At 68.9% G+C, this 15544-nt stretch carries 13 protein-coding genes, 1 tRNA gene and 1 pseudogene; 7 read left to right on the plus strand and 8 right to left on the minus strand.

What is annotated here, in order from left to right; all coding sequences use genetic code 11:
• Positions 1–75 precede the first annotated feature (75 nt).
• The 5 genes from LRK53_RS16520 to LRK53_RS16540 form a co-directional block, all read right to left on the minus strand.
• A complete protein-coding gene (locus LRK53_RS16520) occupies positions 76–1359 on the minus strand; it encodes a sensor histidine kinase (RefSeq protein WP_027493196.1) in 1284 nt (427 codons plus the stop codon).
• Complete coding sequence (locus tag LRK53_RS16525; protein ID WP_008433707.1) at positions 1343–2029, minus strand: response regulator transcription factor; 687 nt, start codon at positions 2027–2029, stop codon at positions 1343–1345. Before LRK53_RS16525 ends, LRK53_RS16520 begins: the two co-directional genes overlap by 17 nt.
• Positions 2030–2337: 308 nt before the next feature.
• Complete coding sequence (rimK, locus tag LRK53_RS16530) at positions 2338–3258, minus strand: 30S ribosomal protein S6--L-glutamate ligase (protein WP_027493197.1); 921 nt, start codon at positions 3256–3258, stop codon at positions 2338–2340.
• Between the two features lie 7 nt (positions 3259–3265).
• Positions 3266–3733 (minus strand): ATP-dependent zinc protease family protein, encoded by a 468-nt coding sequence (locus LRK53_RS16535; protein WP_027493198.1) that lies wholly within the window; start codon positions 3731–3733, stop codon positions 3266–3268.
• Between the two features lie 30 nt (positions 3734–3763).
• Positions 3764–3837 (minus strand) — tRNA-Gly (locus LRK53_RS16540).
• 420 nt (positions 3838–4257) lie between these two features.
• On the opposite strand from LRK53_RS16540, the gene LRK53_RS16545 reads away from it, so the two are divergent.
• Together LRK53_RS16545 and trmB are read left to right on the plus strand one after the other, a co-directional pair.
• Positions 4258–6519 carry a FecR family protein gene (locus tag LRK53_RS16545; protein WP_027493199.1) on the plus strand — a complete coding sequence of 754 codons (2262 nt, stop codon included), beginning with the start codon at positions 4258–4260 and terminating at the stop codon, positions 6517–6519.
• 114 nt (positions 6520–6633) lie between these two features.
• Positions 6634–7335, plus strand: coding sequence for a tRNA (guanosine(46)-N7)-methyltransferase TrmB (gene trmB / locus LRK53_RS16550; protein WP_027493200.1), 702 nt, complete (start codon positions 6634–6636; stop codon positions 7333–7335).
• Between the two features lie 165 nt (positions 7336–7500).
• Here the strand turns inward: trmB and LRK53_RS16555 are convergent, their stop codons facing one another.
• Positions 7501–7848, minus strand: a complete 348-nt coding sequence (locus LRK53_RS16555; RefSeq protein ID WP_027493201.1) for an endonuclease domain-containing protein — start codon at positions 7846–7848, stop codon at positions 7501–7503.
• A gap of 376 nt (positions 7849–8224) precedes the next feature.
• Here LRK53_RS16555 and LRK53_RS16560 point away from each other — a divergent pair, with 376 nt between their 5' ends.
• Positions 8225–10042, plus strand: coding sequence for an SLC13 family permease (locus LRK53_RS16560; RefSeq protein ID WP_037089998.1), 1818 nt, complete (start codon positions 8225–8227; stop codon positions 10040–10042).
• A gap of 100 nt (positions 10043–10142) precedes the next feature.
• Positions 10143–11411, plus strand: a complete 1269-nt coding sequence (locus LRK53_RS16565; RefSeq protein WP_027493203.1) for a nucleotide sugar dehydrogenase — start codon at positions 10143–10145, stop codon at positions 11409–11411.
• A 15-nt stretch (positions 11412–11426) separates the two neighbouring features.
• Here the strand turns inward: LRK53_RS16565 and LRK53_RS16570 are convergent, their stop codons facing one another.
• Positions 11427–11786: a Rieske (2Fe-2S) protein gene (locus LRK53_RS16570; protein WP_027493204.1), complete on the minus strand. Its 360-nt coding sequence runs from the start codon at positions 11784–11786 to the stop codon at positions 11427–11429.
• A gap of 77 nt (positions 11787–11863) precedes the next feature.
• On the opposite strand from LRK53_RS16570, the gene LRK53_RS16575 reads away from it, so the two are divergent.
• From LRK53_RS16575 to LRK53_RS16585, 3 genes are all read left to right on the plus strand, one after another.
• Positions 11864–12139, plus strand: a complete 276-nt coding sequence (locus LRK53_RS16575) for a hypothetical protein (protein ID WP_027493205.1) — start codon at positions 11864–11866, stop codon at positions 12137–12139.
• A gap of 55 nt (positions 12140–12194) precedes the next feature.
• Positions 12195–13106 (plus strand): drug/metabolite exporter YedA, encoded by a 912-nt coding sequence (gene yedA / locus LRK53_RS16580; RefSeq protein WP_027493206.1) that lies wholly within the window; start codon positions 12195–12197, stop codon positions 13104–13106.
• A 372-nt stretch (positions 13107–13478) separates the two neighbouring features.
• Positions 13479–14867 (plus strand): short-chain fatty acid transporter, encoded by a 1389-nt coding sequence (locus LRK53_RS16585; protein WP_027493207.1) that lies wholly within the window; start codon positions 13479–13481, stop codon positions 14865–14867.
• Positions 14868–14954: 87 nt separating this feature from the next.
• Here the strand turns inward: LRK53_RS16585 and LRK53_RS16590 are convergent.
• Positions 14955–15284, minus strand: a pseudogene (locus LRK53_RS16590) (ABC transporter permease family protein); the annotation flags it as partial.
• Between the last annotated feature and the right edge of the window lie 260 nt (positions 15285–15544).

Below are 15544 nucleotides of genomic sequence, written 5' to 3' on the forward strand. Positions count from 1 at the left end.
GGACAACCCACCACCTGAAGGACTCCCTGCGGTCGCCAACCTCCCCCTCATGGCAAGGGGGAGGAGCTTGCGGCGTCAACCGAACCTGATGCTGGCAATCGCCCCGTTGGCGTCGTTGCGCGGGCGCATCGACACGTCCCAGCCGTACAGCTCGCACAGCCGGCGCACGATCGCCAAGCCCAGGCCGGCGCCGCTGCCGCCGGCGCCTTCGCCGCGCACGCCGCGCTGGAACAGCCGCTCGGCGTCCTCCGGCTTGATCCCGGGGCCGGTGTCGATCACCTCGATGCGGCCATCGCCCACTTCGACGCGCACGCTGCCCTCCAGCGTGTACTTGATCGCGTTGCCGACTAGGTTGGTCAGCGCCACCGACAGCACCGAGGCCGGCGCGTTGACGCTGACCGGCGCGCTGACGGCAAGCTCGATGGTCAGCGGCTTGCCGCGCATCTGCGGGCGCTGGCTCTCGATCACGTCGGCGGCGACCTTGCCCACCTCGGTGGTCTCGCCGCGGGTAGGCCCGCGTCGCTCGGCGCGCGACAATAGCAGCAGCGCCTCGATCAGTTCGGTGGCCTGGCGCGAGGCGCGCTCGATGCGCTTGAGGCGTTCGGCGAGCTTGGGCGTGAGGTCGGGTGAGCCCTGCAACAGTTCGGTGGTGGAGGCGATCACCGCCAGCGGCGTGCGCAGCTCGTGGCTGACGTCGGAATTGAATTCGCGGTCGCGCTCGACCATCGCGGTGAGCCGCGCCGAGTACTCGTCGAGCGCGTGCGCCAGCTCGCCCACTTCGTCGTCGGCGAAATGCGGCGCCAGCGGCTCGGCCTTGCCGGCCTTGCGAAAATCGCGCAGGCGGTTGGCCAGCTCGCTGACCGGCTTGAGCACCTTGCGCGACAGCCACAGGCCGAGTACCAGCGAGAGCAGGCCAAACAGGAATACCGCGCCGATCACGCTGAAGAGCAGTTGCTGCTTGCCGAGCTCTTCGCGCGACACGTCATATTGCAGAAAGCTGATGATGCCGCCTTCGCGATAAACGGCGAGCTTGTAATGGTGCTCCTTGCCGTCCGGTCCTGGTTCGAAAATGTCGTGCACCCCGTTTTTGAGGCTCTGCCAGGTGAGCGGTGCCTTGTACAAGGTGCGGTCACTGAGCACGGTGCCGGTGAGCAAGCGGGAGCCGCTGGGGGCACCGGGATGCTCGCGCGCCTGCTGATTCGCCCACTTGGCGTCGTCCATCAGGCTGGCATTGACCAGCTGATCCTCCACCCGCGTGCGGATGTTCAACGCCGCAAACGCAAACAACGCGCTGAGGCCGAAGCCGAACAGCGCGAAGGAGACGACGAGGCGGAACCGCAGCTTACGCCTGGATTGCATCCGGCTCGACCATCCGATAGCCAATGCCGTGCCGCGTGTGGATCAGCGGCTTGTCGAAGGGTTTGTCGATCGCCGCGCGCAGGCCGTGGATGTGCACGCGCAAGCTGTCGCTGTCGGGCAGTTCCTCGCCCCACACGCGCTGCTCCAGGTCCTGCCGGGTGACCACCGACGGGCTCGCCTCCATCAGCGCTTGCAGCAGCTTCAGGCCGATCGGGTTGAGCTGGATCGACTTGCCTTCGCGGTTCACCGTGAGCGTGTCCAGGTTGAAGGTGAGGTCGGCCACCTTCAGCACGCGGCTCTGCGGGCCCTTGCCGCGGCGCGCCAGCACTTCCAGCCGCGCCGCCAGCTCCTGCAGCGCGAACGGCTTGGTCATGTAGTCGTCGGCGCCGGATTCGAAACCGGTCAGCTTCTGTTCCAGCGCGTCGCGCGCGGTCAGCATCAGGATCGGGGTCTGCTTGTGCGCCTCGTGGCGCAGCTTGCGCGCGACTTCCAGGCCGTCCATGCCAGGCAGGGTGAGATCGAGCACGATCACGTCGAAATCGTGCACCACCGCCAGATGCAGGCCGGTCACGCCGTCACCGGCGAAATCCACCACGTGGCCGCGGTCTTCCAGATAGTCGCCGATGTTGGTGGCGATATCGCTGTTGTCTTCGATTACCAGTACGCGCATGGGTCACTCCTGCGCAGCCGGCGCACGGGCCGGCTGGAGCTGCAAGCTTAACAATCTTGGGTGAAGCCGGTGCGCCGGCGGCACCGTGAAACTGAATGGGGACTGGCACGGCAAGAAAAAAGCCCGGATGCGCGACTTGCCGTCGCCCACCCGGGCCCAAGAGCTACTGCCCCGATACCATTGTCTGCCTCACCGGGCCACGCAGGCCGCGGTACCGCAAAAAACAGTGCCCGCTTTATAGGGGGTGCCGGGTTACGGTGCGGTTAACCCGTGCTCATCCGGCCGTGATGCCATCGTGCAATGGCAGCTCAGGCCCTGACCGGCTTGCGATGCGGGCGGGTCTCGGCAGGCACTTCGCGCGCCTGCGCCTCCAGCAGCTCCACCACCGCGCCGGCCACGTCGACGCCGGTGGCGGCCTCGATGCCTTCCAGCCCAGGCGAGGCATTCACTTCCAGCAGCAGCGGGCCACGCTTCGAGCGGAGTAGATCGACGCCGGCGATGCCCAGCCCCAGCGCGCCGGCCGCGCGCACGGCGATGCGTTTCTCCTCGACGCTCAGCGTAGCCGCCATCGCAGTGCCGCCGCGGTGCAGATTGGCGCGAAAATCGCCCGGCGTGGCGTCGCGCTGCATCGCCGCCACCACCTTCTTGCCGACCACGAAGCAGCGCAGGTCGCTGCCCTTCGCCTCGGCCACGAACTCCTGCACCAGGAAGTTCGCGTATAGCCCGCGGAACGCCTCGATCACGCTCTGCGAGGCGGCACGCTTCTCGGCCAGCACCACGCCGGTGCCCTGGCTGCCCTCGTTGAGCTTGATCACGTGCGGCGGATCGCCGAGCAGGGCCAGCACGTCGTCGGCGTCGTCCGGGTTGTCGCCGAACACCGTCACCGGCATGTCGATGCCCTGCGCGGCGAGGATCTGCAGGCAGCGCAGCTTGTCGCGCGCGCGCAGCACCGCGTCGGACGGGTTCGGCGTGTACACGCCCATCATTTCCAGCTGGCGCAGCACCGCGGTGCCGTAGAACGTGCTGGTGGTACCGATGCGCGGGATCACCGCGTCGATGTCGCGCACCTCCCTGCCCTTGTAGCGGATCGACGAGGCGCCCGGTGCGACGCGCACGTAGCAGCGCAACGGATCGAACACGCGCACCACGTGCCCGCGCACGCGCGCCGCCTCGACCAGACGCTTGGTCGAATAGAGCCGGGTGTTGCGCGAGAGGATCGCAATCTTCATGGGCGGGTCATCGAAGGTCCGTGGTTGCAAGCAGCGGGCGCGGCTGGGTGTAGGAGCGTGCCGGGTCCACCGCAAAGCGCCCGTTCAGCGCACTGCGGCCCAGCAGCATCGGAAACAGCATATGCCGGCGATCGATCAGGTTGATGTCGACGCTGAAGCGCTGCCCAGCCAGTTGTACCTCGCTGCGGATGAACCAGCGCTCGGTGCGCCGCCCGCCGGTGTCGGTGACCGCGCGGCGATCCCACGCCGGCGCCTCGCAACGGGTTTCCACCGGCTGGCGCCGCCCGACATGGAGCGTGAAGCGCAGCCAGGTCACGCCGTCGCGCTGGAATTCTTCGAGGGTATCCACATGCAGCGAACTGCTGCGCGCTCCGGTGTCGAGCTTGGCCTTGAGCATGCCGATGCCCAATTGCGGCAACGCCAGCCGCTCGCGCCAGCCCAAGGTCGTCAGGGCCGCGGTGATCAGATCCGCCATAGGGTTTCGGGATGTTCGGCGACCGGGGAGTGGAGCGGGTGAAGGGAATCGAACCCTCGTCAGTAGCTTGGGAAGCTACAGCTCTACCATTGAGCTACACCCGCCGGGCGCACGGATGGTAACCCGGGATTCGCGTGGTTGGAAAGCTCGGGGGAGCGAAGAGCACCCCACCCCGGCCCTCCCCTGCCATGCAGGGGAGGGAGCAGGGCGCGCCGCTTCACGACCCCGGCCTCGCGACGAAGAGCACCCCACCCCGGCCCTCCCCTGCCATGCAGGGGAGGGGGCGAAGCGCGCAACTCCACGCCCGGTCCCTCCCCCTGCATCGCAGGGGGAGGTCAGGAGGGGGTGAGGCTCTTGCGAAAGGCGCCCGCATGCACAAGTGGGCACGGCGCCCAACGCGTGCTGAACAGCCCTCTGCGGACACTCTGGCGGCCGTCATCGCCGGCCTGACAATGCACGTTGACCGCACCATGACGAACGCCCGCCCCGCTCCAGCCTCATACGCACTCCCCAAGGAGAGCCGCATGCCCAGGTTTGCCAAGTTCCCCGTTTCGTGGCGCCGCCGCTGGCAAGCGCTGGCGCTGATGCTGCTGTGCCTGGTCGCCGGCCTGGCCCACGCGCAGGGCGGCGCCAACGACCGCGCCGATCCGCCGAGCCGGGTGGCGCGACTGTCGTACATCGCCGGCGACCTCGGCTTTCTGCCTGCCGGCGCGAAAGACTGGAGCGACGCCAACATCAACCGCCCGCTGACCCGCGGCGACAAACTGTCCACCGCCCGCGGCGCGCGCGCCGAACTGGAGTTCGGCGGCGGCACGCTGCGCATGGACGGGCGGACCGACTTCGGCCTGCTCGACCTCAACGACAACCTGGCCCAACTCGAGCTGACCCAGGGCACGCTCAGCCTCACCGTGCGCCGCCTCGACGACGGCCAGAGCTACGAGATCGACACTCCGACGGTGGCGCTGGTGGCCGACCAGCCCGGCACCTTCCGCGTCGACGTCGACGATCGCGACGGCAGCACCCGGGTCACCGCGCTCGATGGCCGCGCCACCGTGTTCGGCGAGAACAATGCGCAGCGCCCGATCAACCCCGGCCGCAGCTACCTCTTCACCGACTCCAGCCTGGCCTCGGTGACGATCACCGACGACGCCGGCGGCGACGCGTTCGACGACTGGGCCAGCCAGCGCGACCGCCGCTACACGCGCTCGTCCAGCCGCCGCTACGTGTCCGATGACGTGGTGGGCTACCAGGACCTCGACCGCTACGGCAGCTGGCGGGAAACCCGCGAGTACGGCGCGGTGTGGTACCCCTCCGACGTCGGCGTCGACTGGGCGCCGTACCGCAGCGGCCACTGGGCGTACATCGCGCCGTGGGGCTGGACCTGGGTGGACGACGCGCCGTGGGGCTTCGCGCCCTACCACTACGGCCGCTGGGCCTACCTCGGCGGCGGCTGGGGCTGGATCCCGGGCCCGCTCGAGGTGCGCCCGGTCTACGCGCCGGCGCTGGTGGCCTTCGTCGGCGGCGGCGGCTGGTCGATCGGCATCGGCAGCGCGCCGGTGGGCTGGTTCCCGCTCGGCCCGGGCGAGGTCTACAACCCGTGGTACCGCTGCGACCGCAGCTACTACACGCGCGTCAACGTCACCAACATCTACGTGCACAACACCGTCAACCGCACCACCGTCATCAACAACATCAACAACCAGTACAACTACTACCGCACAGGCCGTCCGCTCCGCGACGCCAGCTACGCCAACCGCATGGCGCCGCGCGGCTTCACCGCCGTACCCGGCCGCAGCTTCGCTGAAGGACACCGCGTGCAACGCGACCTGCTCGATGTCGATCCGCGCAAGCTCGCCGGCGCACCGGTACCGGTGCGCGGCATCGACCGCTTGCGCCCGCAGGAAAACGCCGACCGGCCGCCGCGCAGTGCGCACGCACGCGACCTGCCCGCCGGCGGCTTCGACCGTGAGGTGGTGGCGCGACGCGCACCCCCGGCGCCCCGCGAGGCCGCCTTCCCCCGCCCCGGCGACAATCGCTTCGCCACGCCGCGCAGCAACGTGCGCGTGCTCGACGACATGGGCCGGCCCGGGCGCAGCCAGCGCCCCGACCTGACCGATCGCAACGACGCCAGCCCGCGCCGGCCGGCGACCATGCCCGGGCAGCTTCCGGTCGCTCCGCGCATCACCGCGGCCGACCCCGGGGACCGGCCGCAGATGTCGCGCGACGCTGCCGAACTGCGCTCGGCCCGCTTCGCCCATCCGCGTGGACGCGACGACGCGAACCGCCCCGAGGCGATGCCGCGTCCGGGTGTCAGCTACATCGCGCCCGCCGCCGAAGGGCGGTCGCGCGCAATCCCCGACAACCGCCCGCTGCCGTCGGAGCCGGCGCCGATCCGTGGCGCCGAATCCCGCCGCCTGCCCACGCCGGCGGACGATGCTCGCGTGCAGCGCTACCCGTCCGAACGCGCCATGCAGCAGCAACGCCCGCAGCCGATGGAGCCGACGTTGCGCGAACCGGCCGCGCCGCGCTTCCAGCGGCCCGAACCCGCGCCGCGCGAGTACGTGCACGAAGCGCCGCGCCCGCTGCCCGCCCCGGACCGCAGCGAACCGATGCCGCGCTACCAGCCGCCGCAACGTGCGATGCCAGAACCCCGCGCCATGCCGGAGCCGCACGCCATGCCGGAGCCGCACGCCATGCCGCAGCCGCGCGCCGAAACACGGCAGCCACAACGCGGCGAGGCGCCCAACCCCAAGCGGCAGGTGCGTGAGGACCAGGGAGAGCACTGAACCCGCGAGCATGGCTCCACTCCCCTGCGTGCGGGGGAGAGGCAGCGCACTAAGCGGTTGTCCTCCCCCGCTCGCAGGGGAGGCTGGGGTGGGGCAAAGCTCTACAATGCTCGGATGCCGACGATCGACGACTCCACCCCTGAATACATGCGCCGCATCCGCAGCTTCGTGCTGCGCGAAGGGCGCATGACACCGGCGCAGCAGCGTGCATTCGACACGCTGTGGTCCCGCTACGGCATCGACTACCGGGGCGCCCCGCACGACTTCGCTGCGAACTTCGGCCGCGCCGCGCCGCGCGTGCTGGAAATCGGCTTCGGCAACGGCGAAGCACTGGCCTGGGCCAGCGAGCACGACCTGGCGCGTGACTTCATCGGCGTGGAAGTGCACGGCCCCGGCGTGGGCCGCCTGATGAACGCGCTGGCCGCGCGCAACGCGCAGAACGTGCGGCTGTACAAGCACGACGCCGTGGAAGTGCTGCAGCACGAGATCGCCCCGGGCACGCTGGCCGAGGCGCGCATCTGGTTCCCCGACCCGTGGCACAAGAAGCGCCACCATAAACGCCGCCTGATCCAGCCCGAATTCGTCGCCCTGCTCGCCTCGCGCATGGAAAACGGCGGCCTGCTGCACCTGGCCACCGACTGGCAGCCCTACGCCGAGCACATGCTGGAGGTGATGGAAGCGGCGCCCGACTGGCGCAACGCTACTGGCCCTGGCGAGTACGCCGAGAAGCCTGCATGGCGCATCGAGACCCACTTCGAGCGGCGCGGGCTGAAGCTGGGGCATGGGGTGTGGGATCTGCTTTACCGCAGAGCCTGACCCCCTCCCAACCTCCCCTTACTTCGCAGGGGGAGGAGCAGAGCGGCGGTGTCCCCCCTACTGCGCAGAGGGAGGAAGAAAAGCTACCCGGCCCGCCTGCTGCACTTCCTCCCCTGCTTGCCCCTAAAGGGACTTCCTTCGGTCGCAGGGAGGGTTGGGGTGGGGTCAGGCTTTTGATCTTTCTTCAAGCACCCGAAAAATCTCCGCCAGCACATCCTGCGTGCGCAACAGCACGTCGTCGTTCCAGAAGCGCAGCACGCGATAACCCTCACGCTGCAAGGCCTCGGTGCGCCGCTGGTCGTACGCCAGTGCGTCGAGGTGCTGCCCGCCATCCAGCTCGATCACCAGTCGCGCGGGCACGCAGACGAAATCGACGATGTAACCGGCCAGCGGATATTGGCGGCGGAATTTGTGGCCAGCCAGTTGCTCGCTGCGCAGGAAGTACCACAGGCAGCGCTCGGCGTCGGTGCTGTCGTTGCGGAGCTGGCGGGCGCGGATCCATTTGAGGTGCATGGCGAATCCTTCGCTTGGCATGGGCGAAGAGCGTAACCCCCTCACCTAAAGGACTCCCTTCGGTCGCCGACCTCCCCCTGCCAGCAGGGGGAGGAGCAAAACGCTGTGCGCCTTTCCCTGCGATGAGCAGGGGAGCAAAAAGCCGGCACCTCCATGCCGTCGCGCCGTGCTCCCTCCCCTGCTCGCAGGGGAGGGCCGGGGTGGGGTCGCTCTTGGCCCTTGGTTCACCAGCCATCGCACCACCCCGCTTATACTCGCGCTCATCCGCCCAGGGACGAATCGACCGCAGCGTGAAGTTCCCACTGCCCCGCCGTATCCATGATTGCCAGCTGCCCTGCCGGGACGTCAGCTAGTGGCGCTCTCGCTCACCCCCGAAATGATCCTGGTGCTCGGGCTGGTGGGCTTCACCATGCTGATGCTGGTGATGGAGTGGATCCGCGCCGACATGGTGGCGCTGCTGGTGGTGGTGGTGATCGGCCTCACCGGATTGATTCCCGCCGACCGGGTGTTCAACGGCTTCGCCGGCAACGCGGTAATCGCGATCATCGCGATCATGATCATGGGCGAGGGGCTGGACCGCGCCGGCGTGCTCAACCTCACCGCGAACTTCGTGATGCACATGGCGCGCGGCGTGGAGTCGCGGCTGGGCGTGGTGATCAACCTGGTGGCCAGCCTGTTCAGCGCGGTGATCCCCAGCCAGGCGCTGGCCGCGCTGATGATCCCGGTGTCCAGCCGGCTGGCCGCGCGCACCGGCGTGCCGTTGTCGCGGCTGCTGCTGCCGATGGCGTTCTGCATCCTCACCGCCACCAACACCACGCTGATCGCGAACTCCTCGCTGATCGTGCTGAACGACCTGATCGCCAGCGCCAACGCCAACCTGATGCCCGGCGCGCACACCATCCCCAAATTCGGCCTGTTCAGCGTGACTCCGATCGGCCTGGCGCTGGCCTTGCTTGGCGTGGCGTATTTCTACTTCTTCGGCAGCAAGCTGCTGCCCGGACACGAGGACGAACGACTGAAGGTGACGCCGGGGCGCACCGAGAGCTACTTCGCCGAGACCTACGGCATCGTCGGCGAGACCGCCGAACTCACCGTCACCGCGGAAAGCCCGCTGGTCGGCATGAGCATCGGCGAGGTCGAGCAGTTGCACGAGGCGCCGCTGATCCTGGCGATCAAGAGCGGCAACGACGCGCGCATGGCGCCGCCGGCCGACCACGTGATCTGGGTGGGCTCGGTGCTCGGCGTGCTCGGCCCGCGCGAGCAGCTGAACCAGTTCGCCAACAACCAGCTGTGCCGGCTGTCCACCCGCATGCGCCAGCTCGGCGAGCTGTTCAACCCCACCCGCGCCGGCATTTCGGAGGTGGTGATCCCGCCGGTGTCGCGCTTCATCAAGCACACCGTGGGCGAGCTGCGCCTGCGCAAGCGCTTCGGCATCTCGGTGCTGGCGGTGAACCGCGGCGACCAGGTATTCCGCGACGACGTGCGCTCGGTCAGCCTGCGCGCCGGCGACACCGTGGTGCTGCACAGCAACTGGCGCGACCTGGCACTGGCCGCGGAAGACAAGGACCTGGTCGTCGTCACCGACATCCCGAAGGAGCAGCAGCGCCCCGGCAAGATCTGGCAGGCAGTGGGTTTCTTCCTGATGGCCCAGAGCCTGGCGTTGTTCACCAACCTCGACCTGTCGATCGCGATGATGACCGGCGCCATCGCGATGCTGCTGACCGGCGTGCTGAACATGGACGAGGCGTACAAGGCGGTGAACTGGAAAACCGTCTTCCTGATCGCCTGCCTGATCCCGCTGGGCTGGTCGATGGACGCCACCGGCACCGCTGCGTGGCTGGCGCAGCAGGTACTGCACTACCTGGGCAACTCCTCGCCCTACCTGCTGCAACTGGTGCTGGCCGTGCTCACCCTGCTGTTCTCGCAGGTGATGTCCAACGTGGGCGCCACCGTGATGATGGTGCCGATCGCGATCAGCGTGGCCGTCGCCACCGGCGGTAATCCGTCGGCCTACGCGTTGATTGTGGCGGTGTCCTCCTCCAACACCTTCCTGCTCAGCTCCGGCCACCCCGCGCTGATGATGGTCACCGGCCCCGGCGGCTACAAGGGCAAGGACTTCCTGCGCGTGGGCCTGCCGCTGACCTTGCTGGTCCTCGTCGTCACCCTGCTCGCGATCAACTTGATGTTCCATTGAATGCACGCCGAACAAGCGACAGCAGCGCGCATCGCTGGTATGTTCGCCGCCGGACCGCGCGCCGCACGATGCGCCGCCGTCGGCAACAGGGAATACGCACTTGAACGAACCCAGGATCGCCCTCGTCGGGCTCGGCTACGTCGGGCTGCCGCTTGCGGTGGAGTTCGGCAAGCAGTTGGACACCATCGGCTTCGACACCAGCGCCAGCCGGGTTGACGAACTGCGGCGGGGCCATGACCACACGCTCGAAACCCCCGCCGGGGAACTCGCCGCGGCCGGTCGGCTCAGCTTCACCACCGACGTGCGCGACCTCGCACGCTGCAACGTGTTCATCGTCACCGTGCCCACTCCGGTGGACGAGGCGAACCGGCCGGACATGCGCCCGCTGGAGAGCGCCAGCGCCAGCATCGGCGGCGTGCTCAAGCGCGGCGACGTGGTGATCTACGAATCCACCGTCTACCCCGGCACCACCGAGGAAATCTGCGTGCCGGTGCTGGAGCGCGCCTCCGGGCTGCGCTTCAACCACGACTTCACCTGCGGCTACAGCCCGGAGCGGATCAACCCTGGCGACAAGCTGCACCGGTTGCCCACGATCACCAAGATCACCTCCGGTTCCACCCCGGAGACCGCCGACTTCGTCGACGCGCTGTACCGCCGCATCATCGCCGCCGGCACGCACAAGGCGCCCAGCATCAAGGTGGCCGAGGCGGCCAAGGTGATCGAGAACACCCAGCGCGACGTCAACATAGCGCTGGTGAACGAACTGGCGATGATCTTCAACACCATGGGCATCGACACCCAGGACGTGCTCGACGCCGCCGGCACCAAGTGGAACTTCCTGCCGTTCAAGCCCGGCCTGGTCGGCGGCCACTGCATCGGCGTGGACCCGTACTACCTCACGCACAAGGCGACCATCCTCGGCTATCACCCCGAGCTGATCCTCGCCGCGCGGCGCATCAACAGCCGCATGGGGTTGTACGTGGCGCACCAGGTGATGCGCCTGATGGCGAACAAGCGCATCCACGTGGTCGACTCGCGCATCCTGATCCTGGGGCTGACCTTCAAGGAGAACTGCCCGGACCTGCGCAACACGCGCGTGGTGGAAATCGTGCGTGAACTCGAAACGGCGCATGCCCAAGTGGACGTGTACGACCCCTGGGCCGACCCTGAGGAGGCCCGGCAGAAGCTCGGCGTCGCCCCGATCGACGCCCCCGCCCGGCACGCCTACGACGCCATCGTGCTGGCCGTGGCGCACCGGGATTTCCTCGGCCACGGCGACGCGGACATCCGCCGCTACGGCCGCGAGAACTGCGTCGTGTTCGACATCAAGAGCCTGCTGCCGCCCGCTGCGGTGGACGGCCGGCTGTAGCCCGGCCCGCCAGCCTCACTTCGCCAGCTTCACCACGCCCGCCTCCACCTGCACCGCCACCACGCGCAGATGCTCGCCGCGACACGGACCGCCGATGCACAGGCCGTCGGCCCGGTCGAAGGTGGCGCCGTGAACGCAGCAGGTCAGGGTGTCGTCCTTCAGCAGGAACTTGCCGGGGGCGTAGTCGAGGCGGCGGCCGGCGTGCGGGCAGACGTTGAGGTAGCCACGCACCTGGTCGCCCCGGCGCAGCAGGATGATGCTTTCCTCACCATCGGCCAGCACGGCATCGACCGCAGTGGCGCCGCCGTCGGGGATCTCGTCCAGCCGGCACAGCGCCTGCCGGTTCGTCGACTGGGCGGGAGTGAATGTATCCATCGGCACTTGCCTCGCGGGCCGGATAGCCCCATGGTTGTGGCGTAAGTCGTTGATTTTACCACACGGATTTTTAACACATGCGCTTCGTCCTGCCGCTCCACCATCGTCCCCGCCATCCACTGGCGCGTGCCCTGTCGTTGCTGCTCGGCATCGCGGTGCTGGGCGTGCTGCTGGTGTTCGGGCTGGTGGTAGCCAGCGTGCTGCTGCTCGGCGGCCTGATGTGGCTGGCCGTGCGCCAGTGGAAGCTGGCCAGCGCCCCGGCCCGGCCGGCCGCCGCCAGGACCGATACGAAGCCGACCGTGCTGGAAGGCGAGTTCGTGGTGATCCGCCAGGGACGGCCGGTCACGCATTGAACCCGCGGCGGGGAAACCGGCGGATAATGCGCCTTCCCCACGCGGGTCCACCCCCATGTCCGATACCGCTGCCTCCATCGCGGCCGCAAGGCCGCGCCGGCTGGCTGATCCCGGCTTACTGATCCCGTTGGCGTTGCTGGCGCTGTACGTGATCTGGGGCTCGACCTACCTGGGCATCCGCTTCGCGCTGGAAAGCTGGCCGCCGTTCCTGCTCGCCGGCGTGCGCTTCCTCGGTGCCGGCGTGGCGCTGTATGGCTTCCTGCGCTGGCGCGGCATGGCGCCGCCGACGCGCGAGCAGTGGCGCAACGCGGCAGTCGTCGGCCTGCTGCTGCTCGGCTTGGGCAACGGCCTGGTGTGCTTCGCCGAGCAGCGGGTGAGCTCGGGCATCGCTGCGGTGGCGGTGGCCAGCATGCCGCTGTTCGCGGCGCTGTTTTCGGGCATGTATGGCGAGTGGCCGCACCGGCGCGAGTCGATCGGCCTGGCCATCGGCTTCGCCGGCGTGATCGTGCTGAACCTGGGCAGCAGCCTGGCCGGCTCGTCGATCGGCGCGGCCGCCCTGCTGGTGGCCGCGGCAGCGTGGGCGTTCGGCTCGGTGTGGAGCCGGCGCCAGGCGATGCCGCCCGGTCCGATGAACACCGCCGCACAGATGATCTGCGGCAGCGCCGCGCTGCTCGGCTTCGCCCTGCTCAGCGGCGAGCGGTTACCGGTGCACCCGACCGTGCGTTCCACCCTGGCGATCGTCTACCTGGCGGTGTTCGGCTCGATCATCGCGTTCAGCACTTACCTGTACGTGCTCAGGCACGCACGCCCGGCGCTGGCCACCAGCTACGCCTACGTGAACCCACCGGTGGCGGTGCTGTTCGGCGTGCTGCTGGCCGGCGAGCACGTCGGACCGTTCGACCTGGCCGGCATGGCGATCATCCTGGCCGGCGTGGCGGTGATCACGCTGGCGAAGCAGAAGCGGTAGGTCAAGAGCGTTACCCCCACCTGACCCCACTGCTTTGCAGGGGGAGGGACCGAGCGTGCGGCCTTGGCCCTCCCCTTGTAACTCAGGGGCGTGCGGCCTTGCTCCCTCCCCTGCTTGCAGGGGAGGGTTGTGACCGAAGGGAATCCCTCGTGGGAGGGTGGGGTTGCTCTGCGCCGAAAAGCGTTACCCCCTTCCAACTTCCCCCTGCCTGGCAGGGGGAAGGGCGAACGAGGCGCCGCCTGCGGCGACGCAGCGTTGCTTCATTGAAGCGGGGGGGTCGACTATCGTCGGCTTGCCTGCCTATCCGCCGCCGCGCGACGATGTGGTGATTCACCGGCGGAGAGCGGCATGAACGCGAGGCAGGACGGCTGGATGGCGCACATGGCGCTGCGTAGCGCCGCGTGGGCGGAGCGCTGGTTTCCGGATGCGTGGGTGTTCGCCGCGCTGGGCGTGGTGGTGGTGGCGCTGGCGGCATTCGCCTTCGGCGCCACGCCGACCGCAACGGTCACGGCGTTCGGCGACGGCTTCTGGAGCCTGATCCCGTTCACCATGCAGATGGCCTTCGTGGTGATCGGCGGCTACGTGCTGGCCACCGCGCCGGTGGTGGCGCGCTTCATCGATGTGCTGGCGAGGGCGCCGCGCAGCGGCCGCGGTGCGGTGGTGTACATCGCGCTGGTCAGCATGCTGGCCTCGCTGCTCAGCTGGGGGTTCTCGCTGGTGTTCGGCGGGCTGCTGGTGCGCGCGCTGGCACGGCGCGACGACCTGCGCATGGATTACCGCGCGGCCGGCGCGGCGGCGTATCTCGGCCTAGGCGCGATCTGGGCGATGGGCCTGTCCTCGTCGGCGGCGCAGTTGCAGGCGAACCCGGCCAGCATGCCGCCGGGGCTGCTGGCGATCACCGGCGTACTGCCGTTCAGCCAGACCATCTTCCTGTGGCAGTCGATCGTGCTGACCACGGTGCTGATCGTGGTGTCGCTGCTGATCTGCTGGTACACCGCGCCATCGGATGCGAATGCGCGCACCTCGAAGGATTTCGACATCGGCGAAAGCTCGACGCCCGCGTTGCCGCCGCGCACGCGACCGGGCGAGTGGCTGGAGTACAGCCCGTTGCTGGCGCTGGCGATCGGCCTGCTCGGGCTGGGCTGGCTCGGCCACGAGTTCGCCAGCAAGCCGGCGGTGACCGCGATCGCCAACCTCAACACCTACAACTTTCTGTTCCTCACCTTGGGCATCCTGCTGCATTGGCGCCCGCGCAGCTTCCTCGACGCGGTGAGCCGCGCGGTGCCGAGCACGTCCGGAGTGCTGATCCAGTTTCCGCTGTACGGCGGCATCGCCGCGCTGCTCACCCACGTGCCCGGCAGCGATGGCGCCACCCTCGCCCACCGGCTGTCGAACCTGTTCGTGCACATCGCCGGCACCGAGAGCTTCCCCGCGGTGATGGGCGCGTACTCGGCGATCCTCGGCTTCTTCGTGCCCTCCGGCGGCGGCAAGTGGCTGGTCGAGGCGCCGTACGTGATACAGGCGGCGAACGACCTGCACGTGCACCTGGGCTGGGCGGTGCAGGTGTACAACGCGGCCGAGGCGCTGCCGAACCTGATCAACCCGTTCTGGATGCTGCCGCTGCTCGGCGTACTCGGGCTGAAGGCGCGCGACGTGGTCGGCTACACCTTCATGCAGCTGGTGGTGCACGTGCCGCTGGTGCTGGGCATGCTGTGGCTGCTGGGGCTGACGCTGACTTACGTGCCACCGGTGATGCCTTGAGACGAGACCCACTGTAGGAGCCCGCTGGCGGGCGATGCTCTTGAGCGAAGGCATCGCCCGCCAGCGGGCTCCTGCGACAAGCTGGAATTACGGCTCGCGCAGTGCGGTGGTGACCGGCAACCGCGCGGCGCACACGGCGGGGAACAGGCCGCCGATGAAGCCGATCGCCAGCGCCCACTTCAGGCCGGTCCACAGCAGCGCCGCGGTCACCGCCAGCTTGAAGCTGAGCGTGCCGACCGCGCCCTGGGCCAGGGTCGAGGCGCTGTAGCCGTTGAATACCAGCCAGGCCAGCAAGCCACCGCCGATACCGCCCAGCAACGCCAGCAGCATGGTCTCCAGCATCACTGCCACCACCACCGGCGGGCCGCGGAAGCCGATCGCGGGCAGCGTGGCGATCTCACGGGCGCGCGTGGCGACGGTAGTGCCCACGCCGGTGCGCGTGAAGCCGCCGCCGGCGGACAGCGGCGAGATGATCTCGCCGATCTGCGCGTCCTTGGTGGTGACCACGCCGTCGAACGGCGCGCGCACCGCGCAATAGTCGAAGTTGACCTGCGCCACCGCGGCCTGGGCGTCGGCGGCGGCCACCTGCTTCTGTTACGCGGCGAGCTGGGCGCGCGTGTGTCGGCCAGGGTGCACGCCTGTTCGACCGCCTGTTTCGGCACCAGCCCCTGCGCCGC

It is taken from the genome of Rhodanobacter thiooxydans, assembly GCF_021545845.1.
GTDB lineage: Bacteria > Pseudomonadota > Gammaproteobacteria > Xanthomonadales > Rhodanobacteraceae > Rhodanobacter.

Excerpts from the sequence above, each read along its gene's own strand:
- LRK53_RS16585 (WP_027493207.1), top strand. The coding sequence starts at position 13,479 with ATGGCGCACATGGCGCTGCGTAGCGCCGCGTGGGCGGAGCGCTGGTTT.
- LRK53_RS16570 (WP_027493204.1), bottom strand. The coding sequence starts at position 11,786 with ATGGATACATTCACTCCCGCCCAGTCGACGAACCGGCAGGCGCTGTGC.
- LRK53_RS16575 (WP_027493205.1), top strand. The coding sequence starts at position 11,864 with ATGCGCTTCGTCCTGCCGCTCCACCATCGTCCCCGCCATCCACTGGCG.
- LRK53_RS16560 (WP_037089998.1), top strand. The coding sequence starts at position 8,225 with ATGATCCTGGTGCTCGGGCTGGTGGGCTTCACCATGCTGATGCTGGTG.
- LRK53_RS16525 (WP_008433707.1), bottom strand. The coding sequence starts at position 2,029 with ATGCGCGTACTGGTAATCGAAGACAACAGCGATATCGCCACCAACATC.
- LRK53_RS16545 (WP_027493199.1), top strand. The coding sequence starts at position 4,258 with ATGCCCAGGTTTGCCAAGTTCCCCGTTTCGTGGCGCCGCCGCTGGCAA.
- rimK (WP_027493197.1), bottom strand. The coding sequence starts at position 3,258 with ATGAAGATTGCGATCCTCTCGCGCAACACCCGGCTCTATTCGACCAAG.
- LRK53_RS16555 (WP_027493201.1), bottom strand. The coding sequence starts at position 7,848 with ATGCACCTCAAATGGATCCGCGCCCGCCAGCTCCGCAACGACAGCACC.
- yedA (WP_027493206.1), top strand. The coding sequence starts at position 12,195 with ATGTCCGATACCGCTGCCTCCATCGCGGCCGCAAGGCCGCGCCGGCTG.
- LRK53_RS16535 (WP_027493198.1), bottom strand. The coding sequence starts at position 3,733 with ATGGCGGATCTGATCACCGCGGCCCTGACGACCTTGGGCTGGCGCGAG.
- LRK53_RS16520 (WP_027493196.1), bottom strand. The coding sequence starts at position 1,359 with ATGCAATCCAGGCGTAAGCTGCGGTTCCGCCTCGTCGTCTCCTTCGCG.
- trmB (WP_027493200.1), top strand. The coding sequence starts at position 6,634 with ATGCCGACGATCGACGACTCCACCCCTGAATACATGCGCCGCATCCGC.